This is a genomic window from Paraburkholderia phenoliruptrix (genome assembly GCF_047325075.1).
GTDB lineage: Bacteria > Pseudomonadota > Gammaproteobacteria > Burkholderiales > Burkholderiaceae > Paraburkholderia > Paraburkholderia phenoliruptrix.
Window position 1 is genome coordinate 3,386,779 of record NZ_CP168531.1, and the last position, 23,672, is coordinate 3,410,450.

Here is a 23,672-nt window from a genome sequence, read left to right on the forward strand (position 1 = left end):
GTGGTTAAGTTTCAGCAAGTCCTGACTAATAAATAGCACCGGAGCTGCGCGCTCCATGGTGCATTTTGGAGACATCATGACTGCAGGCTTCCAACATCCATTTCCCACGGCGACAAGCAACGTCGCGCGCGGCAAAATCGTCAGTGCGCAGGAAGCTGTCAGGCTGATTCGTCCCAGCAACACCATAGCAACCGGTGGATTTGTTGGCATAGGCTTCGCAGAGGAGGTTGCGGTCGCGCTGGAGCAGCTGTTTCTTGACTCAGGCCAAAGCGACGGCGAAGTGCCTCGCGACCTGACACTTGTCTATGCAGGTGGTCAGGGCGATGGCGCCGGGAGAGGTCTGAATCACCTAGCTCACGAAGGACTTGTTCGGCGAGTAATCGGTGGCCATTGGGGGCTTGTGCCGAAGCTTCAACGCCTGGCTGTCGAAGGCCACATCGAAGCCTACAACCTCCCGCAAGGCGTAATTTCATAGCTGTTTCGAGACATCGCGGCGCATCGTCCTGGCCACCTGTCGACAGTCGGACTCGGAACGTTCGTCGACCCTCGAAACGGCGGCGGCAAGCTCAATGACAAAACGACTGAAGATTTGGTGAGCCTCACATCTGTCAACGGGGCCGAATGTCTTCTGTACAAGACATTCCCCATCGATGTCGCTATCGTGCGCGGCACCACGGCCGACGCAAACGGGAACGTAACGATGGAGAAGGAAGCGCTCACCCTCGAGTCGCTTTCAATCGCTATGGCCGCACGTAACTCCGGTGGCATCGTGATAGTTCAGGTAGAGCGAATTGCAGAGTATGGCACGTTGAATCCTCGACAGGTCAAGATACCCGGCATTCTGGTCGATTGTGTTGTGGTCGCGAAGCCCGAAATTCACTGGCAGACCTTTGCCGAACCGTACAGTGCAGGCTTCGCAAGCGAGCTTCGCGTTTCGGCTGGCTCGATTGCCCCGATGTCGTTGACGGAGCGGAAAGTCATAGCGCGACGAGCCTCGTTCGAGCTGATGGCTAACAGCGTGGTGAATCTTGGAATTGGGATGCCGGAAGGCATAGCGAGCGTCGCCAACGAGGAGAAGGTGTGCGACCTCTTCACGATGACGACGGAGCCTGGCGTCATCGGCGGGATACCTGCGGGTGGACTGAATTTTGGCGCCGCGACCAATACTGACGCCATCATTGACCAGCCCTACCAGTTCGACTTCTATGACGGCGGCGGCCTGGACATTGCGTTCCTCGGACTGGCTCAGGTTGACCGTGAAGGCAATCTCAATGTGAGCAAGTTCGGCCCGAAGCTGGCAGGCGCAGGCGGCTTCATCAATATTTCTCAGAGCGCGAAGAAGGTGGTCTTTCTCGGCACGTTTAACGCCGGCAACCTCGATGTGAGTATCAAAAACGGTCGGTTGACAATTCTTCGGGACAGCGTCTGCCGGAAGTTCGTGGACGAGGTGGAACATCGCACGTTCGGCGGTCGCTACGCGAATGAACGCCACCAGCCTGTTCTGTACATTACGGAACGCTGTGTCTTTTCTCTGAGTCCGGGCGGCCTTGAACTTGTGGAAATTGCGCCAGGAGTCGACTTGCAGAGGGACATCATTTCACAGATGGGCTTCGCGCCTATCATGAAGTCGCCGCCGCGCCTCATGGACGCCCGTATTTTCGAAAGCAAGCCGATGGGCCTGCGAAGCGTGCTTCTGCGATTGAGACTTCGTGAGCGCTTCAGCTACGACGCGGATAAAAAAATGTTCTTCATCAACTTCGAAGGGCACAAGGTCGCGACTGAAGAAGACGTGGAAGCTATCCGCTCCGAGGTTGAATTGGCACTGTCCGGACTCGAGGTAAGACCTCACGCTATCGTGAACTATGACAACTTTTCGATAACTCCGGAGGTCATCGACGCCTATTCGGATATGGTGACCGGGCTCGTCTCCCGCTTTTACTCGGATGTGACCCGATACACCACGAGCAGCTTTCTCCGGATGAAACTAGGTGACGCGCTGCAACGTCGCAATGTCGCAACTTATATCTACGAAACTCCCGAAGAGGTACCGGGGTACAAGTCGCGTTAATTGCTGCCAGCCGTTTCTTAGGGTGTCTGGACCGCCGGGCTTATGCGCGAAGACTTCGCACACGCAGGATGCTATTCCTCGTTTGGTTTGGCAGTCCCGGTCCGAAGACCAGGACTCCCTCCCCCGCTACTCGACATGGAGCTTCATTGTCGCGCTCACTCGCAGACTTTCTCGCGCCAGTGCTAAGGTCTCCGGGCGCGAGCGAATACTACGCTTCGCTGGCTGCGGTATTGACAGTCTTTGTAGCCGACTTGGTGGCAGTTGCATACGCCGCGCTAGCAGACTGGTTCGCCGCGCCCAGACCCGACTTCCAGACGGCCAGAAACGCGTCGCTGCCCGGCAATGCATTTTTCGATATGTTGTCGAACCACGTCTTCGCGTCAAATGAAGGTTGCTTGATGACTGCTTTGCCCACCGCGGCGAATTCAGCCTGGATGCTCGACACAATTTCCTTCACGTGTGTCCAATAGGCCTGAGTCTTCTGAAAACCGACGCGTAGCTGGTCTTCCTCAACTGCAAACGCTGCTTGCGGCGCCTTGCTAGCGAGGGACTTGGCAGCGAATCCTTGCGCCTCGGCAAGCGTCGTCCTGACCGTCTGCGCATTGAGTTCAACGAGCTTTTCGAATCCTTCAAAAACCTTGCTCGCCAGACCGAAGGCTGTGTCGACGCCTGCCTTGGATGCAGCAATCGTTTGTTCGGGGATGAAGTTGGTCATATTCGACTCCAAAAGGGCGGGGCTGGATGTCGCCCCGCTCACATGCTGCAGCGCAGCAATTAAATTTCATCAAAGGCGCAGTTTTAATGAAGTCAAATTCTTATTTTTCCATCGTCCTGCATGGCTCGCCTTCATTCCTGCCTCGGCACAGCGCAGCAAGACGTCTTCTGCAGCAAAAATGGCCTCCCACTTTGACACTTTTAATTCATGCGGCGTCGCAGCAATCGTGGTGCATACTGACGTGTCGCACGAACTCGCGCTCTTCGACATGCAATGAAACGCGTTGAACTCACGCCGCCGTCAGCAACACTTTCTTGAACCGCTTCGCGCGGCAGCCGATTACATTGCCGGTATGGCTCCCCTCGCTGCCCCATTGCCGCCGGGCGACGGTCATCCGGTACTGGTGTTCTCCGGGCTAGGTGTCAACGGGGCCGCGACGTCGGACCTGCGCAATCGTCTGCAGCAAGTGGGATACGAAGTCCACGATTGGGAACAAGGTGTCAATTTCGGGCCAGGCCGACCATGACCTAATGCTCGAACGCCTGGGTGACCATCTGAAGCTGATATATGCGTGGTATCGAAGTTCGGTCTCTGGTCGGCTCGAGCTATGGAAGTATCTACGCCAGTGAGAGAAGCTCCTGTCCTGAGCAACCGATTGGTGTTTATCAGCAAACGCGAAGAGGCGGTTACCTACGCAGTCTTTGCACGGATGCTCCAAGCCGATGCCGATGAAAGTCGTACTTTCGGCCGCCGCAACTTCGCGCAAATGCAATAAGCACCCAAAACGCTTACGCAACGACTTCGGTCACCGTCGCAGTGGATGACTTCTTAGGCGCTGCCGTCTTGCTGGCAATCACCTTCCTCGCGGCGCTATTCGCGGAGACCAACTTCTTGGTGGTAATCTTCCTAGCCAGCCCGGCCTTTTTCGCAACGACTATCGTCGGCTTTGCCTTGGCTTTGGTTTGCCCTGCAATCAAAAATCGACTGCGGTCCTGGTCCTTGGCGTTAGCAATCCACGCCGGAGCTCGACCACGCCCACTCCACGTCGCGCCGCTCTTGGGGTCACGATAGAGCGCTGGCTGCGGGCCCCTGGCATAGTTTCCGGCCTTCGCTGACTTCTTGGCAGCAGGAGCAGAAGACACTGCGTTACCTTCAACCAAAAATTTAGAGCGGTCCTTAGCGCTGGCAATCCACCCCGGCGCGCGGCCATGGCCCGACCATGTGGCGCCCGTCGTCGGGTCGCGGTACTTTGCTGCGGAAGAGGACGACTTGGCGGCAGCCTTAGCGAGCGGCTCGGGTCCACGCTTTTTGCCGCCAATGTGCGCATCAATGTCGGCGGTCGTAAGACCGTGTTCTGCCATCAAGTTCTTAATCTTCTCGATGACTGCACTCGATTTCTTTACAGCGAGCGCTTCAGCTTGCGCCTGAAGTTTCTGGATTTTTGCTTGCAAGGATTCCAAAGTCGCCATTCGCGTCTCCGCAGTTGAGATGTCAAACTATGCCATGCGGGTGACAAGGTCGGCTAGTTATACGCAAAGCTATCGTGTGAACGCATTGCTCGACCGCCGGACCGCCGGACGTCGGCTTGGATTGAAGATGCGAAAGACCGCACAAGATTTCTCATCGAAAGCGCCGCTACGACTCTCCGGCGAACAAGGTCACCGCTTCCAGAGGAAAGGCTTTGGTTAGCAAAGTGGAATCAAAGGGTGCGCTGCCTGCAAAATATCAAGACCCAAAGTCGGGAGCTGTTGACGGGCGCGGCCTTGGTCTCGATTGGCTCGCTTCCGCAAGAGACCGAACCAAGTTTCTGATTGGGTAAGCTCCTCCCGGTATGTCGGATGCGTCCGAGACTGGCGAGGCAGCTACGTCGAAAGCTGCGCGGTTAACCGTCCCTGCAAGAAACGCTTTTGCTCGAAAAAGGACTTCACGCAACGCCACGGCTATGACAATACCAACGACAGATGCTTCGACCATCGCAACGGCGTAAGCCTGGCGGTGATATATGCGGCGCAAGCTGTCACGGCTGCCAGCAGACACCGTAACAGAGTTCCAAGCGGCGCGGCTCCTCGACACCGCTGGGAGTGCGAGGCCCACGTCAGGTCGGCGACAGACGACTTCTGCAAGGAAGGCGGTTCTACTCACGACCCGACCACCTTCGCATTCGTCGCATTGAAATTTGCGCTCACTCGGCCGGGAAGTTGCAAGCAGTTTTTGGCATCAAGGCTTGAAACCGGAGCCTTCCTCGTGGGCGAGCCGAACGAACTCGTCGATAACAACGCGAACGCGAGGTTGCACGTACTTCGTGCGCGGCCAGATGGCGTGGATAGGCATTTCTCCCCCGGCCCATTCCTTCAATATTTCAATCAATTCTCCGCGTCGCAAGTGCTCTCCAACCAACCATGTTGGTAGCTGAACAACGCCGCAACCGGCCAACGCAGCGTTGAGCATTGCCTCGCCGTCGGCTAACTCGTATCGGGCCGCTACCTGCATCGATTCAAAGTTTTCTGCAGCATTCTTTACTAACCAGCTTGCTCTCTGCCCTCGCTGCAGTCCAACAATGCAGTCGTGCCTCGCGAGCTCGTCTCTATTCTTCGGCGTTCCGTTGCGGTCGAGATAGTTTGGAGCCGCACAGATGACAAGTTGCTGTTCCCCGAGCCTGCGAGCAGCAATGTCGGCATCGTCCTTCAGTCGGCCGATTCGCACTGCGATGTCAACGCCATCGGCAACGAGGTCCGCCAAGCGTTCGCTGAAGTTCACAGAGAGGTCCAGCCGGGGGTGTCTTTGCGAGAGTTGCAGAAGCGATGGCAGCACGTGGCGTCTGCCAAATGTCGCTGGCAACTCGATACGCACTCGTCCTACCGGCTCTTGGTGACCGGTCGTCAGAAAGCTTTCTGTTTCGTCCAGTTCGCCAAGCACCCGAAGGCAACTGGCCAAATAAGCCTCTCCCTCGTTCGTCAGTGTTAGACGACGGGTGGTTCGGTGAACCAGTTTTGTTCCAAGGCGTTCCTCGAGTCGGGTCACTGCCTTCCCGACGGCGCTGCTCGTTAATCCTAGTCGAGCAGCCGCCGCTGTGAAGCTTCCTTCCTGCGCAGACAGGACGAACTCATTGAAGCCGTAAAACCTATCCTTCAACATGATTATGGAATTGCAGGATGACGTAAATGGAATTATAGGCAGTTTATGCATTCCAGGTTCGAAATTAAGATGAACCATCCAAGGAGAATCCGCAATGCAGGCTCACGCAGAACAAATCGTCAGCGACGCTACGCTGGCCGGACAGCCAGGCTTCGCGCGTGTCTTCTCGCCGAAGAAGCTCACCGTCGGCTTGATTTTGCCGCTTGAGACACATCCAAACAGCCCTACTCCGACCATGCGCGACCATATCTCAATGGCGCAGAAGGCGGACGACCTGGGATTTGCGGCGCTCTGGATGCGCGACGTCCCTTTCTACGACCCACACTACGGCGATGTGGGCCAAGTCTTCGACCCCGTGCCATACATCGGATACCTAGCCGCCTTCACGAGCAAGATTGCGTTGGGGACCGCAGGAATTGTTCTGCCGATGCGCGAGCCTCTCATTTTGGCAAAGCAAATAGCGTCTCTTGACCAGTTGTCCGGAGGCCGCGTTGTCCTTGGGCTGTCGTCTGGCGACCGACCCGCTGAATACCCATTATTCGGAATCGACTTTGAAACCCGAGGCGAGCGCTTCCGCGATGCATTCACTGTGTACAAGAGCGTTCTTGAGGAAAGCTTCCCGCGATTTGCTTCGTCTCGGTTCGGAAGTTCATGGGGAGCCCACGATTTAATTCCAAAGCCCCCCTTTGGCAGAACACCTGCTATCGCCGTCGGCCGTGCTCAACAGAGCCTCGCCTGGATTGCGAAGAACATGGACGGTTTCATCGGTTCTTCACCGGTACCCGAGCAATTGCCGGCTTACGCCAGGCAGTGGCATACCGAGGTAACCGAATTCTGCGGCTCTGAGCGGTTCAAACCGCTCGGCGTCGGGGGCTTTCTCGACTTGGTCGAAAACCGGAATGAGCCACTCATTCGAACACGAGGTGGCTTGCGCTCTGGAAGCGCTAGCCTCGCGGAGTTCTTGCAAGACGCACAGGAAGCGGGTGTCAACCACATCGCTCTCAACCCAAAGATTAGTCGGCGACCGTATGCCGAACTTATGGACGAACTGGCTTCTGAAGTTCTTGCTCACTTCCCATCTCACTGACGTGTCATCCGTGACCGTCACGTTCGCGTAAAGACGCTTATTCGCGAAAAATAGTGCTTCCGTGCACGACTCGACCTCACCCGACTTTGACTAGCATAAAACCCATGAGCAAACTTTTCGATGGCTACGATTTAGCCGGCCTGCCACTGCCCAACCGTGTCGTGATGGCGCCTATGACAAGGTCGCGCGCGCTAGACTCGGTTGCAGACGAGCAGACAGCTCTCTACTATCAGCAGCGCGCAAGCGCTGGACTCATCATTACCGAGGGGTCACAGATTTCCGTCGAAGGGCGCGGTTATCTGTTCACTCCAGGAATCCACACGACCGAGCAGATTGCGGGATGGAAACGAGTCACCGAGGCTGTCCACCAGCAAGGCGGGCGCATCTTCATTCAGCTTTGGCACGTTGGTCGAATTTCCCACGTGACGTTACAGCAAAACGGCAATAGCCCCGTCTCCTCAGTCAATCGTGCCGCGGCTGGCGCCACAGCGTTTGGGTATGATGCGACCGGGAACCCGAATAAGGTCCCCGTCAGTCCTCCGCGGGCCCTCACAACGGACGAGATTCGAAGAGTTATCCGCGACTTCGTGCAAGCAGCGCAAAATGCCATGGCGGCCGGCTTCGACGGTATAGAGCTGCACGGAGCAAATGGATATCTATTCGAGCAGTTCCTAAACGACGGTCTCAACAGTCGTAGTGACGAATACGGCGGGACCCTCGAGAATCGAATGAGTTTCCTCCTTGAAACCGTTGACGCGGTCAGTGAGGCAATTGGCGCAAGTAAGACCGCCATCCGAATCTCCCCGTTTGGAAGGTTGCATGACATGACTCCGTACGCTGATGAAGAGGGCACCTGGCTGACAGTCGCACAACAACTCTCTGCTCGAAATCTGGCTTATGTTCATCTTAGCGACCAGTTGACACTCGGTCAAACCGCAATCGACCGCGGATTCTTAAAGAAATTTCGAGTCGCATATCAAGGGACGCTAATTCTCGCCGGTGGGTTCCAAAAGGCAGAGGCGGAGCAAGCCCTCGAATCCGGAATCGTTGACCTTATCGGGTTCGGGCGTCTATACATCTCAAATCCCGACCTTGTGGAACGACTCCGCGACAACGCCCCTCTTGCGCCTGTTGACCGTTCGACCATGTATGGTGGCGATTCTCGCGGCTACACGGATTACCCACGTTACGAAGAGTCATCGATGGCCGAATGATGTACCAGTAAGCGCTGTAATTAAAAAGGCCCGGGCCCAATCGGGTCCCTCGCACTCTGTTCAGACAATCCTGTGTTCTCCAACAAGAAAGGTCGTGATTTCCGACAAAAACGTGTTTGCATGCTCCATGGTCTTAAGCCCAGCCTCTGACTCGAAGGCGTTCTGCAACGAGTCCGTGCTTTCGAACCAGAACTCGACGATGCCATCGATTGGCAAGTCTTCGTAACCGCTTGGGATGCCCTTCGTTACCTCGCGCTCGACAATCGCATTTTGTCGATAGCCCAATACAGCCGGCATAGTTTTTACGTAGTCCGCGTGAACCTTCCATTCTTTCAGGAAATCCTGCTCCGACATTCCTTGGCGCCGCCGAATGAGCGACATCCGCTTTTTGAGCTTTCGGCGAACGTCATCGCCCGGAACGTCTACGACGGTCGTCTGGTGAACGGATACGATGTGAAGACCGCCCATGAAGTAGTTCTCATCGGCTAAAACTCTGGCTGGCAGGTCGTCGCGACCGAACGGAGCTTCGGGGTCTGCAACCCACAGTTGAGAAAATCCATCGAACTCGTACGGCCCACGCGCAAAATCAATCCCGCGCTGAGTGCGGTCCGTAACGTGGTTCTGCCAATACTGGCTAAGGCCAGGAGCGTTTCTGACCAACGGTCCGTGACGATTGAGCCAATGTGCTCGGAAGTCTTCGGTTGACCAATCAGGCTTCTTGTACAGCAGTCCCATCCTGACCTTGCTCATTCAATCTCCTTGATATCGAGAGACGCCGCGCGCCCCATTCGTGACAGGAATCAATGCGTGCCCAGATAGGCCGCCTTCACTTTCGGGTCGTTTAACAATTCGCGCCCGGACCCCTCAAGGGTGATGCTACCCACCTCTAGCACGTAGGCGCGGTCCGCCACGCCAAGGGCCTGTTTCGCCATCTGCTCAACCAGCAAAATCGTGATGCCCTCGTTCCGGAGGCTGCGAATTGCTTCGAAGATGTCTCGTATAACGAGTGGCGCAAGACCGAGCGAAGGCTCGTCGAGAAGGAGTAGTCGCGGCTTACTCATCAATGCGCGCGAGATTGCTAGCATCTGCTGCTCGCCTCCCGAAAGAGTTCCAGACAGCTGGTTCTGGCGCTCGCGCAATCGCGGGAATCGTTCAAACTCGCGCTCAATTGCTGCTTCAGTTTCGGCCTTTGACTGCTTGCGCGAGTAAGCGCCGAGAAGAAGGTTCTCGCGGACCGTCTGGTCCGGAAAGACTCCTCGGCCCTCAGGCGAGAGAGCAATGCCCAGGCCTAGTCTCAAGTGGGGAGGGAGCTGCGTGCAATCTCGTCCGCCAACAGTCACTCGCCCTGCCGACACTGACTGAAGTCCGGCGATGCTTTTCAGCAGGCTGCTCTTTCCTGCGCCGTTGGCGCCGATGATGGTGACGACTTCTCCTTCACGCACTTCAAGGCTGACGCCCCTAAGTGCGTGGATGGCGCCGTAGGATACTTTCACGGAATCTAATTTCAGCATGTCAATCCCCTCACGCTGCAGCAGCTTCGTCGACGCCGAGATACGCTTCGACAACACGCGGATTCGCCTGAACTTCGGCAGGCTTGCCTTCCGCAATCTTCACTCCGTAGTCGAGGACAATGACATGGTCGGAAATCGACATAACTAGGTCCATGTGATGTTCGACCATTAAAATGGTGACTCCGTACTTTCCGATGCGCAGCAGCAACTGGCCGAGCTCGGCGGTCTCTTGCGGATTGAGTCCCGCAGCCGGCTCGTCGAGCAGAAGCAACTGAGGCTCAGTGGCGAGGGCGCGAGCAAGTTCAACACGGCGCTGCAGCCCGTAGGAGAGGCTTCCGGCCGGTCGACTTGCCAGTTCGCCAAGTTCGACCAACTCCAACAACTCCAAAGCGCGTTGCCGAGTGATTTCTTCCTCGCGGCGTGCACCGGGCAGTGACGCAAGTGATTGGAGAATGCCGTTCTTCATCCGGCTGTGGCGCCCGAGCATCACGTTGTCAAGGACCGAAAGGTCGGCAAACAGTCTCAAGTTCTGAAAAGTGCGTCCCATGCCTGCCCAACAGATTGCATGTACTGGGCTGGCTGTAATGTCCTTTCCATTGAACTTAATGGAGCCGGTGTCTGGCTTAACGATGCCCGTGACCATGTTAATCATCGTGCTCTTACCCGCTCCGTTGGGGCCGATGAGTGCGTGAATGTGACCGCGCTTTAGCGAGAAGGAGACATCCTGAGCGGGCTTCACCCCACCGTACGCCTTGCAGACCTTCTCGACCGTGAGAAGGTCGCCTGTTCCCGAACGCCCGCTGCGCATGAACGGCGTCACCTGCGCACTTGCTCGAGCGACCCTCTGACTCTTAACATCGCCTTTGGCACGGAACAGACGACTGTAGATTGTTCCTACCACTCCGTTCGGCATTGCGTACAACGCAAACAGCAACAACAAGCCGTATAGGACGTGTTGGACGGAGGGCCAGCGTGCAAGCAAGGCGTCCAGCAGCGTAAGGGTCACCGCACCGACTACCGGGCCGAGCTTCGTACCTGCTCCGCCGAAGAGCACCAGTAAGAGGATGAAAATCGAGAGTTGAAACGAAACGAAGTCAGAGTTGATGTACTGGTTCTGTTGAGCAACCATCGCGCCGGCCAAACCACAAGTAATGGCAGCGATGACAAATGCGATAACTTTCGCTCGATAGACCCGAACACCCACGGAGGAAGACGCTATCTCGTCGGCCTGAAGCGAGAGAAATGCTCGTCCAAATCGTCCACTCAGAAGATTGCGCAGCAAGAGATGCGTAAGAGCGCAAAAGACAACGGCGACGCACACCCAGTGAGACAGCGATAACGGTTGACCGCCCCACTGCGGGCTTCGAATGCCATAAATGCCTTGCGCTCCCCCAAATACCTCATTCCAATCGCTCACCAAACGCTCGACCACGATTCCGAAAGCGAGAGTGACCATTGCCAGATAGGGCCCCTTCACTCGAAGCGACGGCAACGCGATGAGAACCCCAAAGATGCCTGCAATGACCGTAGCAGCCCCCATCGCGAGCCACGGGTTTATCGCCGTTTGCGACGTAAGAAGCGCCGCAGCGTATGCGCCCGCCCCAAACAGCCCTGCTTGCCCAAGAGACTTCTGACCCGCAAAGCCCACGAGCACATTCATTCCCGCGCCGCACAGGTAGTAGACGCACATCATGAAAGCGATGTGCAAATAATAGTCGTTGCCGACCATAAGCGCTCCGGCGATGAGAACGGCCGAGATAGCGCAAACTAAAATGACATGAGAGAGCTGTTTCATACCTTCTCCACCAGCTTGCTTCCAAAGAGACCGGTCGGCCTGAACGCCAAGACCAAGATGACGACAGCGAAGACAGCAATCTCGCGCCATTGCGCCTGCCAGAGATTGACCATGGACTCAAGCACGCCAAGCACAAACCCCCCAATGACGCAACCTCGCGGATTGTTCAAGCCGCCAATCATTGCGCCCGAGAAGCCTTTGAGTCCAATGGTGAGGCCCATGAACAAGGAGGCTTGAGCGATTGGAGCAATCAAGAATCCGGAGAGACCGGCCAGAGCCGAGCTGACCACAAACGCACCAATCATCACGGCGTTCGTATTGATGCCCATCAGACTGGCAACGCTTCCATTCGCAGCGACTGCACGCATCATCTTGCCGACCATCGTCTTGCGCATAACCACGTCGAACACGAACATGACTACAACCGCTACGGCGAGAAGCAAGAGTTCCTGCGGTCGCACGCCCACCCCGAGGATTTGGATGACCGAATCGCCCAATGGAGACGGAACGACGACAGGTTTCGGACCCCAGATGGCAAGGCCGATACTGTCAAGGACAACGCCAAACCCAAGGGTGCTCATCACCCACGCCATTCCGGGCTTTCTTGCGAACGGTCGCACACCAAGGACGTAGAGCAGCCATCCAAGTGCACCCATCACGACCAAAGCAGCAACCAGCGCCAAGAGTTGCGCAGTAGCCCCTGGAACGGCACCGCCGAAGCTCGTGGCAGTTATCGGCTTGCCCAAGAGGAGTAGCATGGCGCTCATACCGATGAACGCGCCAGACGACACAAACTCACCGTGAGAGAAGTTGAGCGTCTTGGTCGTGGTGAACGTGATGCTGAACCCCAGCGCCACTAGCGCATATGCACCGCCGATGGCCAAGCCGCTGATAAGTGCTTGCAGAAATGCGCCCGTCATGTCGCCGCTGGTGGAAACGGGAGCCAAGCTGAGCGCGGTAGGCTCCGCCGGTTTCTGGTTCCTAAAATCCGCTGCAGTCAAAGAAGAGACCACCGCATCAGAATGAGGTACCAGCTTTCCGTCCTTCCATTGCACCCAGACGAGGTCCTTTGCAACGAGCGCCTCGTGATTCAACTTGCTGTACGGTTTGACGTAAGTTTTCAGTAACCCCTGAACCGGGGTCTTCAAGTTTTCGAGCGCGACTCGGATGTCTGAACCATCAGTGCTGTTCGCCTGCTTGATTGCTTGTGCCAGAATCAGCACCGAATCGTACCCGTGGAGAGCAAAAGAGAACGAACTGGGAGCCTTCAGTTGCGAGCCAATGCGAGCAAACAACTTGTCCTGCGCAGGTGTGCGGTTCTCACTGACCGTTCGAAGAAACAGCGGCTTCTCGGCCAAGGTCTTACCTGCGGCATCGTAGAACGTGATGTTGTCCGCGGCCCACGAACTGAGCGTTCGCGGATAGTAGTTGATTTTCTCCATGCTTCGCATCACCTGGGCGATTGGTGTCCCCTGAGCCCAGATAAGCACGGTATCGACCCCAGCCGCCTTCAGCTTGTTGAGTTGCGAAGTCATATCAGTGTCGCCAACGCCGAACTGCTCGATGCCGACTGGCTTCACGCCTTGCATGTCGGCGATGGCCTTCATGTCGCGAAGCCCGCCTTGGCCGTACCCGGTGGTCTCTGCCATAAAGCCGACCTTCGGAGACGCACCCGCACTCTTTTTCACATACGCCATCAACGCTGAGATTTGCTCGCGGTCGACCATCGATACGCGGAACATGTAGTTATCCATGTCCGGCATAGGCGCCGTGATGTCCGTGCCAGACGACACGTTATCGAGAACCGGAATCTTCTTCTGGTTGACGATGTGCTTCCACGCCATCGCATTGCCCGAGTTTGTCGGACCGAACACTGCAACGACCCCTTCATTGTCGATGAGGTCTGACATGTTCTGAATTGATTTCGGCGGCTGCGACAAGTCGTCCCGCAGCACGAGTGCAAACTTCCTTCCGAGCACTCCACCGCTTGCATTGATGTCATCGACCGCTGCTTGCATACCGAGCACAGCTGCCTGACCGCTCTGCGCCGAGGGTGACGCAGAGAGGTCACCGTTGAAACCAATCTTGACGTCCTGCGCTGATACTGACGAAGCTGTCGCACTGAGGCCCAAAAACACGAGCGCCGCAGCGATGATACGAATTGAACTCATGATGTCTCCACCCTGATACCCTGAATTACAGGGGAACCTCTCGGTCCACCTGTAAGCTCGCTAGTTCAGAACTTGCTGACGATGCCCAAGCTCACTGCAAGCAGCGAGGCGCTCGCACCGGGTGTCGTTTGGAAACTGTCGCCAATTGCGGGCGTGGCATTGATGACGGAGCCCGTACCCGGGTTGCCGAGCGTCTTGCCAGAGGCTCGCTGAAACCCCTCCAGTGCGTAAAGGCCCGTGCGCTTAGACAGAGCGTAGTATTGGGACAGAATGACCTGGTGATATTTCGCCGGGTCCGAGATGTTGTTCGCCTTCGAGGCCCAGGTATAGCTGTAGCCAAGCGCAAGGTCGACTGCGGGCGACGGCTTGTAATGGAGCACGCTTCCTGCAGTATTCCAAACCGCCGTATCAGTGAACTTCGAATTGATGCCGGGAATGTACTGCACGTTCGAGTACGCGAACGAAATGTCCCATGCGTCATTGAAGATGTACCCGCCGTCAACGGCGAAGCGCTGTTGCGCTTGAGCTTGACTGTAGCCATTTGTGATGGCCGACACGCCTTGCTGCCCGGAGGAATTCACAGCCGACTCAACTCCGTACGGGCCTCCCCCAGAGGTGGAGTTATTGATGCGCCAAAAGGCTGCGGCGAGGCCGAAGGAACCGCCCTTGTACTGAAGGCCTGCGCTCCACGTAGACCCTTGATTCAAACTTCCCGGGATGCCGGCGGGCGCGAATTCACCGCTCGCAGTAAAACCGTAGAAGGTAGGTGTCGTGTAAACAATCGCGTTATTGGCGCGATAGTAGGTGTCCAAGCCATCGAGGTCGCCGGGATGTGAGCCGTAGCCCGTCTGGTAATACGCCGGGACCCACGGCGCAAGCATCGTGTAGTAAGCGCTGTATTGGCGACCGAGTGACAACGCACCATAGGACTTATTGGATACCTCAATGCGCGACTGCCGTCCGAACATCGCATTGGTGAATTGCTGTCCACCGGTGGCGAGATTGAAACCGGACTCCAGAACGAAGAGAGCCTGTGTTCCTCCGCCAAAGTCCTCTGTACCACGAAGGCCCCAGCGTGAGCCGTTCCACACGCCGGACTGCATGCGAACGTTTGACTTTCCTGGCGTTGTCGACCCGAGCGTCGTCTGACTGTTTTGGTAGGTAATCGATGTGTCGACTATCCCATACAACGTGACAGTCGACTGTGCGAATGAAGGCGCAGCCAGGAACGCGGCGGCTGCCGTCAACGCGTGTTTCGACACTCTCTTCGTCAACATCAAAGTCTCCTGAGATAAATCTAGGTGCTGCATTTGTTGGTATGGACTCAAGTTCGGTTGTTCTGTTTTCTTCCGGCTGCATGCGACCGCGTGGCAGCGTTTATAGGAGTACAGACCAGCGGAATTTCGTCTCTGATTGTTTTGAAACGAAAGCGGGCGTCGCTCAACATGCCACCGCAGACGGACGACAGCCAGTTTCGTCTCCAACATCCGGCTCGCACTCAGCGGCAACCCGTGAGCGAATACTACGCCATGAAATTAGATATTTGCTACCTGTTTTGCATAGGTGCAAATCCCTAGCGCTTTGCCCTGGCCGCAGCGTCTGAACGGTCGGGTGCGCCGCTCGCAGTGATGTAGCTAATGTTTCTGCAGGGCAGCGCGCGGGCTAGCGACAGCGGGTGCGTCAAGCGTGCGGCGGAAAACGCACACGCAAAACTGGCTTGGGTGATTACACCTATGAGATTGCATATGTTTATGTGCAATACTCCGTCACGTCTACCACGGGCTTGCCCGCTTTAAGCTCAAACGTCTAAGGAGAAGGTATGTCGTTCAACCGTTCAATCGTTCCGCCGCTTCTTGAAGGGCGACTGGCGTTCGTTACCGGCGCTGGTCAAGGAAACGGACGTGCGCTGGCGGCAGGTCTGGCACAAGCAGGCGCAGACGTCGTCGTCAGTGATATCAATCTCGCGCACGTAGAGGAGACGGCTTCGCTGATTCGTGAAGAGGGCCGCAAGGCGTGGGCTTATGCGCTTGACGTCACGAATGCAGAAGCCGCCTATGCCCTTGCAGCGCGCGTCCGGCAGGAGATTGGTGACGTGAGCTTGCTGGTCAACAATGCTGGAATCATCATCCGTGAGAATTCCGCTAGCCCGAACGCGGCCAAAAATTGGAAGAAGGTGATGGATGTGAACGTGCAAGGTACGTTCAACGTCACGCACGCGCTTTTGCCGGCAATCAAGGCGAGCAAGGGCGTAATCATCAACATCGCGTCGATTGCAGCGTATGCAGGACAGGGCGGGAGCCTCGGCTATTCTCCGTCAAAGGGTGCCATCAAGATGTTCACTCAGTCGCTTGCAGCTGAACTCGCGGCGCAAGGCGTCCGAGTCAACGCGCTCGCCCCGGGCGTCATCGAAACTCCTATGACCGCTGCAACTCGGGAGGACCCCAAGCGCCTTGACGCTTTCATGTCCCGTATTCCGATGGGACGGGTTGGGCAGACCGAAGACTTGGTCGGCCCGACAGTCTTCCTGGCGTCCGACATGTCGAAGTATGTGACGGGCGTTACCTTGGCGGTCGACGGCGGTTTTCTGGCGATTTAAGTGCCATTACAGGGGCCCAACGGGCCCCTCTTCCACGATGCGAGGCTCAGCAAGACGTGCCTGCTGCTACTGGCCAGGGGTTCGAATTGTCAGCGCATTATTCACCGAATTCACACCCGGTACGACCTTCGCGACTTCTGCGGCTCGTTCCAGCTCGTCCTGCGCTGGAACGCTCCCTTGGAGCGTGACATCGCCTCCATGCGCTCTTACCGTGATATTCGACACCGTAACATGCTTGTCCTTGGCGAGAGCGGTTCTCACTCGCTTCTGCAAAGCACGGTCCGCCGCTTTGTTCGTGGCGGTCTTGCCTTGCACTGTCGAGGCACTACCCGAACCGCCCTGCGCGTAGGCGCCCATTGACGCGGCGGTGAAGAGTGAAGCAATCAATACGACAGCTGTCCTTTTCGTTCTCACTCCGTCCTCCATCCTCAAATATTTGTAAGATAGCTCCAACTTGCGGCTCACTTGCGCGACCGCATGGCCGCGAACCTGCCACCAGTATCAGGCGCCAGCAAGGAAGAATGTAGGTCTTCGTTGGAAGCCCTGCTCGCCTGCATGCGCCAGAATACGTTGCTTGAGGAGGCCATGTCAGTTGCAAGTCATATCGGACGGGGTCGTGATAACGCCCCTCGACGGAACACTTCCGATATCCATTCGGGCGACGTGAGAAGCGTTCAAGTCCTTAGCCTCCGACAATTCTTCGGTTAGTGACAACAGACTGCGCGCTGTCTCGCCGTCCCAAGAGATGTCTATTGTATTGGTCGGGCCAAAAACAGTTACCGCTAATACGACGTTCCATGCCGGTCCGAATATTGGAGCGCTCATGCTGTCGATGCCCGGAATCGGCAGACCCATTGTTCGAGAAAGGCGGCGTTCACGAACATCGTTCAGCATGTACTCAAGGTGTTCGTCCTCGCCTATGCCTGAACTCCCGTCGCGCTTCGCAGCATCGCGGTCCAGCAGCCCCTGCACGTGCTCCCGGGGTAGCAATGCTGCGAACAAGCGCCCGGTACTACTATGCGCCACGGACATGACCGCACCAACGTGCAAGCCCGTATGCATGTACGAATCGGGACACTGATAGCGAATGACCGTCGGCCCTTGGTCCGTCCAGATGGCGATGAAAGCACCGTGGTCGGCGGCCTTCGCCAATTCATTTGCTCGTCGAAACGTTTCTCGAAGCGGTGAGAACTGAGCCAGTGCGTGCAAACCAAGCTTCAGCGCGAGCGGGCCCGGCTCATAACGGTGAGTCACGGGGTCCCTTCTGGCTAGCCCGGTTCGCACCAGACTTACCATGTACGTGAACACCTGATTCAAAGGCAAATCGGACGCTGCGCTTAGCGCTGCCATTGAGAGAGGTTGCCCTGCGTCGGCCAACTGCTTGAGTAGCTCTCCGCCGACTTCCATGGCATGGATACCGCGCTGCGCCTTCACCATGTGACACTTCCTAGGTTTGAGTCCGTAAAAAAGCCGCGGTAGCGTACGACGGCGCCGCGGCAATACCCACCTTGGAGAAAGAATTGTGTTCGACCGTTATTGCGATACCACAGCAAACTTAGCTGGCGAAGCGGCGATGATTTCCCCATCGTTTTCTGTCTCGACGACCGAGATGGCTTTGCCCGCAATGTACCCAAAGGTCAACGCTGGGCCCAATGTGATGCCGGCGCCTGGATAGTTGCCGCCCATAATGCTGCAAGCATCGTTCCCTACGGCGTAAAGCCCCCGAATTGGTACGCCTTTCTCGTCCAGTACATGGCAAGAGTCGTCGGTCTTGAGGCCAGCGAATGTGCCGATATCGCCGATGCGAATCTTCAGGGCGTAAAACGGTCCCTTCTCGATGGGAGCGACACAAGGATTCGGAGAATGAAGCGCGTCCCCTTGATATCGGTTGTAAGCCTTGCTGCCCTTTCCAAAGACTGGGTCGCGGCCGAGTCGAGCTTCAGAGTTGTAACCTCGAACAGTTTCTCTGAGGTTTAACGCATTAACCCCAATTTTTTCCGCGAGCTGCTCGATGGATGAAGCGCGGGTCAGATAGCCGATTTTCAGGTAACGACCGATAGGCATCGGGAAGGGAGCTGCACTTCCCAAGCCGTATGTCCGAAGCGTCTTGTGGTCACAGATGAGATGAGCCGTAATCTCCTCGCCTTTCGGCGTGGCCTTAACGAGCGCTTGAACGAAATCGTGATAGGAGTTGCCTTCATTCGTAAACCGGCGACCGTCACGCAGTACCGAGATTACGCCCGGCTTAGCACGGTCGATGAAGTGCGGCATGATGCCGGTCGAACCATCTTTGCGCGTCAAAGTGGAAACGGGCACCCATGCTGCTGCGTTAGGCAGTGTGTCCGCCACTTGTCCGCCGACGGCCTCGGCCATCCGCAAGCCGTCGCCGGTGTTGCCGGTGGGCGAAGGCGAGAAGTGCTCGTTACCCGTCGGCGCATGCGGGAAAAGCTTCTTACGACGCTCAATGTCATAAGGGAAGCCGCCACTTGCCAGGACCACCGCACGGCGGGCAATAACGCGCACCTTCGAGCCTTCCCGGTCCAGAAGCGCGCCCGTCACACGGCCGTCTTCGTTGATGAGACTGAGCGCCTTCGTGTTTAGCCACAAAGGAACGTTTAAGTCCATGAGCGACTTCGCGAGTCGACCAGCAAGGGCATTACCGTTGGTCAAGGTCATGCCGCGACCGTGTTTCATGACGTCGGCGAAATGCCGCGAGAGCCGCTTCGTGACGTACCACGCTGACTTAATGGACTTCGTCACCCGCATGAAGTGAACGATTTCCTTCCCGGAGCCCAGCATCATTCCGAAGACCGTCAACTCAGGCAGCGCCGGCGCGAGGTCTTTTATCGCAGCGCCAAGCTCACGACCGTCGAACGGCCGCGTCACCATCGAGCGTCCGCCCTGGGTTCCGCCAGGCGCCTCCGCGTGGTAGTCGGGAAACACGAGAGGCATATCGAATCGAACAGCGGTCTTCGACGTGAAGAAATCGACCGCCTCCGGTCCGTTCTTGATAAAGGCATCGACTCGCGGGCCATCGAAGCTGTTACCTGCTTCATGTTGCAAATACGTACGCGCTGCGCCCTCAGGCTCATGAATGCCCTGCACCTTCGCGAGCGCGGTGTTCGGAATCCACAGCCATCCGCCAGAGCGCGCGGTTGAGCCCCCGAACTTAGGCTCCTTCTCGATAACAAGCACTTTTAGTCCGCTCGAGGCGGCAGTAATCGCGGCCGACATTCCCGAGCATCCAGAGCCCACCACGAGCACGTCGCAGCTGTATTCGGTTTCCTGCTTCATCATCCGTCTCCCAAATCGAGGCAGCCCATCATGGCGCCTCGTCGAAGTCATCCCAAATAAGTTGGGCCATGACGGAAATCATACGCTACAATTAAACATACGCGCATGAATTTGCGTAGGTACAATCCCTAGACGCGACAACCCCGACGTAGGATTTGCAGCGCGAAGAGCGGAGAAACTCATGCGATTCGACAGTCAAAATTCCCAGTTCGGCCCCACGCTGTCGCTCTTTCGGGAGCCCATAGCCGCTTTACAGGAGGAGCGATGATTAAACGAATGACTTTGCTGTCACGCAAAGAGGGGACGTCGACAAGCGACTTCAGAGCCTACTGGTCTGGTTGCCATGCTCAGTTGGCCCTTTGCATGAAGGGAATCACAGATTACGCCCAGAATCGAGTCGACAAGACGCTGTGGTCGAAGTCCGATGACGCCGGGTGTTTCAACGTTGACGGTGTGGTCGAGCTTTGCTTTGAAAGCGATGAAGTGATGAGCGTTGCTCAGGCGTCGCCGGTCGGCAGCCGCTACATTCCCGAAGATGAGCCAAACTTCCTCCGTGGATGGAGCCTGTGCGTTGTTGAGCACGACTTGGAACAGGAACCAAGTGGGGTCAAAGTCATAGTGGCTGCTGCTTTGGCAGGCGACCAGCCCCGGGCCAGTTTCGAGAACGCTATCGCGTCAGCAAATCGCGACAGTAAATCGGACGCCACAGTGTCATTCAACTGGACCATCCGCAGTGCCAACCGCGAGCGCCTCTGGTCTGAGCCGGTTCCGCCCACGGTGCTCGTCTCCCTTTGGTTCGAGGACGTCGCACGAGCTCATACGGCATTTGAGCCAACCGGTGCTTTCATTCGTACGCTGTCGGAGACGACCACGCGAGCTGCCGCGTATTTAATCAATCGCCTCGTAATCAAATAAGGCTCCTGGTAGCGGCGGGCCGTCTCGTCGGCTCGCCCCGGAGAAGATTATTCACGACTATCAAACAGTGATTTCGCCGTATAAGGGTTTATACTGACCTCACGACGTTTTATAGTTTGCGCACTGTTCTCACGGAGTTATTGATGAAAGTGCTCAAACTTGCTGCAGCTCTAGCAGCCACTGTGGTCACATTTTCTGCTTTCGCAGCGGAGCCGGCCAAGCCGCTCACAAGAAGCGAAGTCAAGGCGGAACTGGAAGCACTGCATCGCGTCGGATATTCGCCGCAAGACTGGGTCCATTATCCCGACAACATTCAAGCAGCTGAGCGAAAAATCAAATCGCAACAGAATCAGAGCAATCCGCGCAGCGAGTAACGCAGCAATAGCGTTGCGCGATGCTCCGCAGACGAAAACGGGCGCCCATGTGTGGGCGCCCGTTTCGTATGAACTCGTTGCTATCAGTTAGCTGCAGTTCGCCGCTTACCCTCGAACCGCAACGCATACGCCATGGCTGCGCAGGCAAACACTAACAACACGGCGATGAAATAGAACGCGTTGCTCATGCTGCCGGTGTACGTCTTAATCAGCCCGATGAGATATGGCGTAATCGTTCCGCTCGAGACGCCAATGCTGCTCACCAAGGCAATACTCGCCGCCGCGTTGGGACCCCGGAAGAACGTAGCGGGTACCGACCAGAAGATGGGGTGTGCCGCGTACACAAAAACTGCGGCAGCCGTCAGAAGACCCATCGAGACGCTAAACGACAGGTTGTGGGTCGTAAGAAGCGTGAGCGCGATGGCAGCGCCGATGGCACACAGAACGAAATGCCACTTTCGCTCATTGCGGCGGTCCGAATTGCGCGCGATGACAATAACGCCCACCGCGCCGATAGCGTTCGGAATGGCCGAATACAGACTGATTTGCACGATGTCTTGAACCCCGAAGTCCTTAATCATCGTGGGCATCCAAAACAGCAACAGCAGAATGGCGGAGGTCAGGCAGAAGTACACGAAAGCGAACACATAGACGTGCGGGTTGCTCAAGGCAGCCAACAGAGAGTGGCTGTGTTCGCTCGGCTTGCCGTCTGCTGCGAGCGTGTCCTGCAGACGGCGCTTCTCACCGACCGAAAGCCAGGAAGCGGCAGCCGGATTGTCCTTGAGATAGAAGAATGCGACGACGCCGAGGATGACAGCCGGCGCGCCTTCAATCGCGAGCATCCATTGCCAGCCGTGAACGCCGAGAGCACCGTCCATTCCCCGCATAATCCAACCCGAAACGAGGCCACCGAGCACACCCGCAACGGCCACGCCGGCATAGAAAACTGACAGGGCCCCTGCGCGACGACGTGCCGGGAACCAGAAGGTGAGGTAGAAGACAATGCCAGGGAAGAAGCCCGCTTCGAACACACCCAAGAGGAATCGCAGGATGTAAAACTGAGCCGTGCTTGAAACAAAAACCATGAGGACTGACACGCCACCCCACAGCAGCATGATTCGCGCGAAAGTCTTCCTCGCTCCGAATCGATGCAGAAGCATGTTGCTCGGGACCTCAAACAGGACATACCCGCAGAAGAAGAACACGGCGCCCAAGCTGTACATCGCGTCTGTCAACGATAGGTCGTGCTTCATCTGCAGTTGCGCGAAACCGATGTTGTTCCGGTCCAAAATCGCAACGACATAGCACAGGAACAGGAATGGGATGATACGCAGGCTCACCTTGCGGAAAAGCCGGTCATCTGCCGAATCTATCGCGGAGGGACTCGTCGAGGCGGAAACCGTTCGAGCCGAGGTCGGGGTTGTCATCAGGGACTCCAGTCCAGTGATTTTCCAAACGGAGCCGCCCCGGATGAGGGGCGTTGCCAGTTGCGTCCGGCCTCCGTCATGTTTGGAAGGCAACCGCACCAAGGCCAGTTCGCACTTCTTGATTAAATATTAACGCGTACATTCGCATATATATAATGGGGGTTTTTACTACTCTGCGGCGGTCGAGCCGCCGAAGAGTAGGAATCGCCATCTTGAAGTTCGGGTTAACCCTGACCATCAACCGTGGGCAATTTTAGAAGTAATGCATCATGCCGAAGTAACCGCCCTGCTGGTGATGACCTGGCAGCGGGAGCGAATCGGCAGTCTCGACCGGAAAGTTGGCGTTACCGCCGTTGAACATCGCCCCGAAAGTTGCGTAGACGAAGGTCCGCTTGGACAAGTTATAAGTCGTTCCAATCACCCCCAAATTGCCCCCGCCACCACCGTGGTTGACGTTTCCGTGGAACCAGGCGGCTTGGAAAGCGAGCGCCGCATTAACTTGATACGTGGCACCGAACCACTCCTGCTGATTCCGGGTTGCTCCGAACGGGTTCGTCGCATCCGTGACCGTGTCCTGCCCGGAGGACACCAGTTGCTGGTAACCGGTGTAGAACTTCAATGCGCTCAACTGATAAGTGGCACCAATCATGTACTCGCGCGAGGCGCTGTACAGGCTCGAAAACTTGCCATTCGCATCGCGAATCTCTTCATATACGCCGTAACCGTTGAAGCCGTTAAGCGAGTAGTTGGCGCTAACGCTGAACTGACGGGCCCCACGGAAGTTACCGGCCTGATTTCCGAAGCCGTTCTGCACACGGAACGAAAAGCCTGCCAGCTTCGGTGAGTTGTAGGTAAGCGTATTGGCGCGGGAGCCCCACGCCCTTCCCTTCGCGAAGTTCGCGATGCCGGTGGCCTGTTCGCCAAACGGGTCGAGGTAGTAACCCGTTTCGTCAGTAAGACTCATGACGCGTCCGGCCCACAACGAACCGTACTTCTCATTGGCAACGCCGACGTAGGCATACCGGTTGAACAAACTAGAATCTGGAAGCGAACCAGTGCCCGCCGTAAACATGCTCTCCAGATTGAAGACCGCGTGATACCCGCCGCCTAAGTCTTCATCGCCTTTGAGTCCCCACCAACTGATGCCGTACTGGTTGCTGCCAAAACGGTAATTGTTCTTTGACTGACCATCCGCCGTAGCGACGTTCGTGACAAAGTCAAGTCCTGATGCAATGCGACCATACAGGGTGACAGTGCTTTGAGCATTCGCGCCACAGGCCGCCCCAGAGAGGGCAGCCGCCAGCATGATTCCTTTAATCATTTCGTTATCCTTACTTTTTGAAAAAGTCTCCGATATTGCGTTCCGCCCT

18 protein-coding genes and 2 pseudogenes are annotated in these 23,672 nt (G+C 56.6%); 6 read left to right on the forward strand and 14 right to left on the reverse strand.

Features of this window, described 5'->3' with window-relative positions:
- The first annotated feature begins 76 nt into the window (after nucleotides 1-76).
- A pseudogene (locus ACEN8U_RS27015) lies at nucleotides 77-2,068 on the forward strand (acyl CoA:acetate/3-ketoacid CoA transferase).
- Nucleotides 2,069-2,276: 208 nt separating this feature from the next.
- Here the strand turns inward: ACEN8U_RS27015 and ACEN8U_RS27020 are convergent.
- The 3 genes from ACEN8U_RS27020 to ACEN8U_RS27030 form a co-directional block, all read right to left on the reverse strand.
- The gene (locus ACEN8U_RS27020; RefSeq protein ID WP_413657951.1) at nucleotides 2,277-2,783 is read right to left on the reverse strand and encodes a phasin family protein; all 507 of its coding nucleotides are present in this window, start codon (nucleotides 2,781-2,783) and stop codon (nucleotides 2,277-2,279) included.
- Between the two features lie 788 nt (nucleotides 2,784-3,571).
- Complete coding sequence (locus ACEN8U_RS27025) at nucleotides 3,572-4,252, reverse strand: H-NS family nucleoid-associated regulatory protein (protein WP_413657953.1); 681 nt, start codon at nucleotides 4,250-4,252, stop codon at nucleotides 3,572-3,574.
- Nucleotides 4,253-5,000: 748 nt separating this feature from the next.
- Nucleotides 5,001-5,996, reverse strand: a complete 996-nt coding sequence (locus ACEN8U_RS27030; protein WP_413657955.1) for a LysR family transcriptional regulator — start codon at nucleotides 5,994-5,996, stop codon at nucleotides 5,001-5,003.
- Between the two features lie 16 nt (nucleotides 5,997-6,012).
- Between ACEN8U_RS27030 and ACEN8U_RS27035 the strand changes: the two genes are divergently transcribed.
- Nucleotides 6,013-7,005 (forward strand): LLM class oxidoreductase, encoded by a 993-nt coding sequence (locus ACEN8U_RS27035; RefSeq protein ID WP_413657957.1) that lies wholly within the window; start codon nucleotides 6,013-6,015, stop codon nucleotides 7,003-7,005.
- 104 nt (nucleotides 7,006-7,109) lie between these two features.
- Nucleotides 7,110-8,219, forward strand: a complete 1,110-nt coding sequence (locus ACEN8U_RS27040; RefSeq protein WP_413657959.1) for an alkene reductase — start codon at nucleotides 7,110-7,112, stop codon at nucleotides 8,217-8,219.
- A 60-nt stretch (nucleotides 8,220-8,279) separates the two neighbouring features.
- Here the strand turns inward: ACEN8U_RS27040 and ACEN8U_RS27045 are convergent, their stop codons facing one another.
- The 6 genes and pseudogenes from ACEN8U_RS27045 to ACEN8U_RS27070 form a co-directional block, all read right to left on the reverse strand.
- A complete protein-coding gene (locus ACEN8U_RS27045) occupies nucleotides 8,280-8,969 on the reverse strand; it encodes an EthD domain-containing protein (protein WP_413657961.1) in 690 nt (229 codons plus the stop codon).
- 50 nt (nucleotides 8,970-9,019) lie between these two features.
- Nucleotides 9,020-9,730: an ABC transporter ATP-binding protein gene (locus ACEN8U_RS27050; RefSeq protein ID WP_413657963.1), complete on the reverse strand. Its 711-nt coding sequence runs from the start codon at nucleotides 9,728-9,730 to the stop codon at nucleotides 9,020-9,022.
- Between the two features lie 10 nt (nucleotides 9,731-9,740).
- Nucleotides 9,741-11,525 (reverse strand): ABC transporter permease subunit, encoded by a 1,785-nt coding sequence (locus ACEN8U_RS27055; RefSeq protein WP_413657965.1) that lies wholly within the window; start codon nucleotides 11,523-11,525, stop codon nucleotides 9,741-9,743.
- On the reverse strand, nucleotides 11,522-12,445 hold the full coding sequence (locus ACEN8U_RS27060) for a branched-chain amino acid ABC transporter permease (RefSeq protein ID WP_413658626.1): 924 nt from the start codon (nucleotides 12,443-12,445) through the stop codon (nucleotides 11,522-11,524). The genes ACEN8U_RS27055 and ACEN8U_RS27060 overlap by 4 nt, the downstream gene beginning before the upstream one ends.
- A gap of 252 nt (nucleotides 12,446-12,697) precedes the next feature.
- A pseudogene (locus ACEN8U_RS27065) lies at nucleotides 12,698-13,696 on the reverse strand (ABC transporter substrate-binding protein); the annotation flags it as partial.
- Between the two features lie 65 nt (nucleotides 13,697-13,761).
- Nucleotides 13,762-14,973: a porin gene (locus ACEN8U_RS27070; protein ID WP_413657967.1), complete on the reverse strand. Its 1,212-nt coding sequence runs from the start codon at nucleotides 14,971-14,973 to the stop codon at nucleotides 13,762-13,764.
- A gap of 542 nt (nucleotides 14,974-15,515) precedes the next feature.
- On the opposite strand from ACEN8U_RS27070, the gene ACEN8U_RS27075 reads away from it, so the two are divergent.
- Nucleotides 15,516-16,292, forward strand: coding sequence for an SDR family NAD(P)-dependent oxidoreductase (locus ACEN8U_RS27075; RefSeq protein ID WP_413657969.1), 777 nt, complete (start codon nucleotides 15,516-15,518; stop codon nucleotides 16,290-16,292).
- Between the two features lie 66 nt (nucleotides 16,293-16,358).
- On the opposite strand, the gene ACEN8U_RS27080 is transcribed toward ACEN8U_RS27075, so the two are convergent.
- The 3 genes from ACEN8U_RS27080 to ACEN8U_RS27090 all read right to left on the reverse strand — a co-directional run bounded on the left by ACEN8U_RS27080 (nucleotide 16,359) and on the right by ACEN8U_RS27090 (nucleotide 19,586).
- A complete protein-coding gene (locus ACEN8U_RS27080; RefSeq protein ID WP_413658627.1) occupies nucleotides 16,359-16,649 on the reverse strand; it encodes a BON domain-containing protein in 291 nt (96 codons plus the stop codon).
- A 231-nt stretch (nucleotides 16,650-16,880) separates the two neighbouring features.
- Nucleotides 16,881-17,729: an IclR family transcriptional regulator gene (locus ACEN8U_RS27085; protein ID WP_413657971.1), complete on the reverse strand. Its 849-nt coding sequence runs from the start codon at nucleotides 17,727-17,729 to the stop codon at nucleotides 16,881-16,883.
- 96 nt (nucleotides 17,730-17,825) lie between these two features.
- The gene (locus ACEN8U_RS27090) at nucleotides 17,826-19,586 is read right to left on the reverse strand and encodes an FAD-dependent oxidoreductase (protein WP_413657973.1); all 1,761 of its coding nucleotides are present in this window, start codon (nucleotides 19,584-19,586) and stop codon (nucleotides 17,826-17,828) included.
- A 264-nt stretch (nucleotides 19,587-19,850) separates the two neighbouring features.
- On the opposite strand from ACEN8U_RS27090, the gene ACEN8U_RS27095 reads away from it, so the two are divergent.
- Nucleotides 19,851-20,501: an EthD domain-containing protein gene (locus ACEN8U_RS27095; RefSeq protein ID WP_413657975.1), complete on the forward strand. Its 651-nt coding sequence runs from the start codon at nucleotides 19,851-19,853 to the stop codon at nucleotides 20,499-20,501.
- Nucleotides 20,502-20,644: 143 nt separating this feature from the next.
- Nucleotides 20,645-20,875 (forward strand): DUF4148 domain-containing protein, encoded by a 231-nt coding sequence (locus ACEN8U_RS27100; protein WP_413657977.1) that lies wholly within the window; start codon nucleotides 20,645-20,647, stop codon nucleotides 20,873-20,875.
- Nucleotides 20,876-20,958: 83 nt separating this feature from the next.
- On the opposite strand, the gene ACEN8U_RS27105 is transcribed toward ACEN8U_RS27100, so the two are convergent.
- Nucleotides 20,959-22,302: an MFS transporter gene (locus ACEN8U_RS27105; RefSeq protein WP_413657979.1), complete on the reverse strand. Its 1,344-nt coding sequence runs from the start codon at nucleotides 22,300-22,302 to the stop codon at nucleotides 20,959-20,961.
- A gap of 253 nt (nucleotides 22,303-22,555) precedes the next feature.
- Nucleotides 22,556-23,623: a porin gene (locus tag ACEN8U_RS27110; RefSeq protein WP_413657981.1), complete on the reverse strand. Its 1,068-nt coding sequence runs from the start codon at nucleotides 23,621-23,623 to the stop codon at nucleotides 22,556-22,558.
- Between the last annotated feature and the right edge of the window lie 49 nt (nucleotides 23,624-23,672).

Bases quoted from the DNA above. Each gene is read 5' to 3' on its own strand.
- ACEN8U_RS27110 (WP_413657981.1), bottom strand. From the start codon at position 23,623: ATGATTAAAGGAATCATGCTGGCGGCTGCCCTCTCTGGGGCGGCCTGT.
- ACEN8U_RS27025 (WP_413657953.1), bottom strand. From the start codon at position 4,252: ATGGCGACTTTGGAATCCTTGCAAGCAAAAATCCAGAAACTTCAGGCG.
- ACEN8U_RS27090 (WP_413657973.1), bottom strand. From the start codon at position 19,586: ATGAAGCAGGAAACCGAATACAGCTGCGACGTGCTCGTGGTGGGCTCT.
- ACEN8U_RS27080 (WP_413658627.1), bottom strand. From the start codon at position 16,649: ATGGGCGCCTACGCGCAGGGCGGTTCGGGTAGTGCCTCGACAGTGCAA.
- ACEN8U_RS27040 (WP_413657959.1), top strand. From the start codon at position 7,110: ATGAGCAAACTTTTCGATGGCTACGATTTAGCCGGCCTGCCACTGCCC.
- ACEN8U_RS27045 (WP_413657961.1), bottom strand. From the start codon at position 8,969: ATGAGCAAGGTCAGGATGGGACTGCTGTACAAGAAGCCTGATTGGTCA.
- ACEN8U_RS27060 (WP_413658626.1), bottom strand. From the start codon at position 12,445: ATGACGGGCGCATTTCTGCAAGCACTTATCAGCGGCTTGGCCATCGGC.
- ACEN8U_RS27035 (WP_413657957.1), top strand. From the start codon at position 6,013: ATGCAGGCTCACGCAGAACAAATCGTCAGCGACGCTACGCTGGCCGGA.
- ACEN8U_RS27085 (WP_413657971.1), bottom strand. From the start codon at position 17,729: ATGGTGAAGGCGCAGCGCGGTATCCATGCCATGGAAGTCGGCGGAGAG.
- ACEN8U_RS27070 (WP_413657967.1), bottom strand. From the start codon at position 14,973: ATGTTGACGAAGAGAGTGTCGAAACACGCGTTGACGGCAGCCGCCGCG.
- ACEN8U_RS27030 (WP_413657955.1), bottom strand. From the start codon at position 5,996: ATGGTTCATCTTAATTTCGAACCTGGAATGCATAAACTGCCTATAATT.
- ACEN8U_RS27055 (WP_413657965.1), bottom strand. From the start codon at position 11,525: ATGAAACAGCTCTCTCATGTCATTTTAGTTTGCGCTATCTCGGCCGTT.
- ACEN8U_RS27050 (WP_413657963.1), bottom strand. From the start codon at position 9,730: ATGCTGAAATTAGATTCCGTGAAAGTATCCTACGGCGCCATCCACGCA.
- ACEN8U_RS27020 (WP_413657951.1), bottom strand. From the start codon at position 2,783: ATGACCAACTTCATCCCCGAACAAACGATTGCTGCATCCAAGGCAGGC.
- ACEN8U_RS27105 (WP_413657979.1), bottom strand. From the start codon at position 22,302: ATGACAACCCCGACCTCGGCTCGAACGGTTTCCGCCTCGACGAGTCCC.
- ACEN8U_RS27095 (WP_413657975.1), top strand. From the start codon at position 19,851: ATGATTAAACGAATGACTTTGCTGTCACGCAAAGAGGGGACGTCGACA.
- ACEN8U_RS27075 (WP_413657969.1), top strand. From the start codon at position 15,516: ATGTCGTTCAACCGTTCAATCGTTCCGCCGCTTCTTGAAGGGCGACTG.
- ACEN8U_RS27100 (WP_413657977.1), top strand. From the start codon at position 20,645: ATGAAAGTGCTCAAACTTGCTGCAGCTCTAGCAGCCACTGTGGTCACA.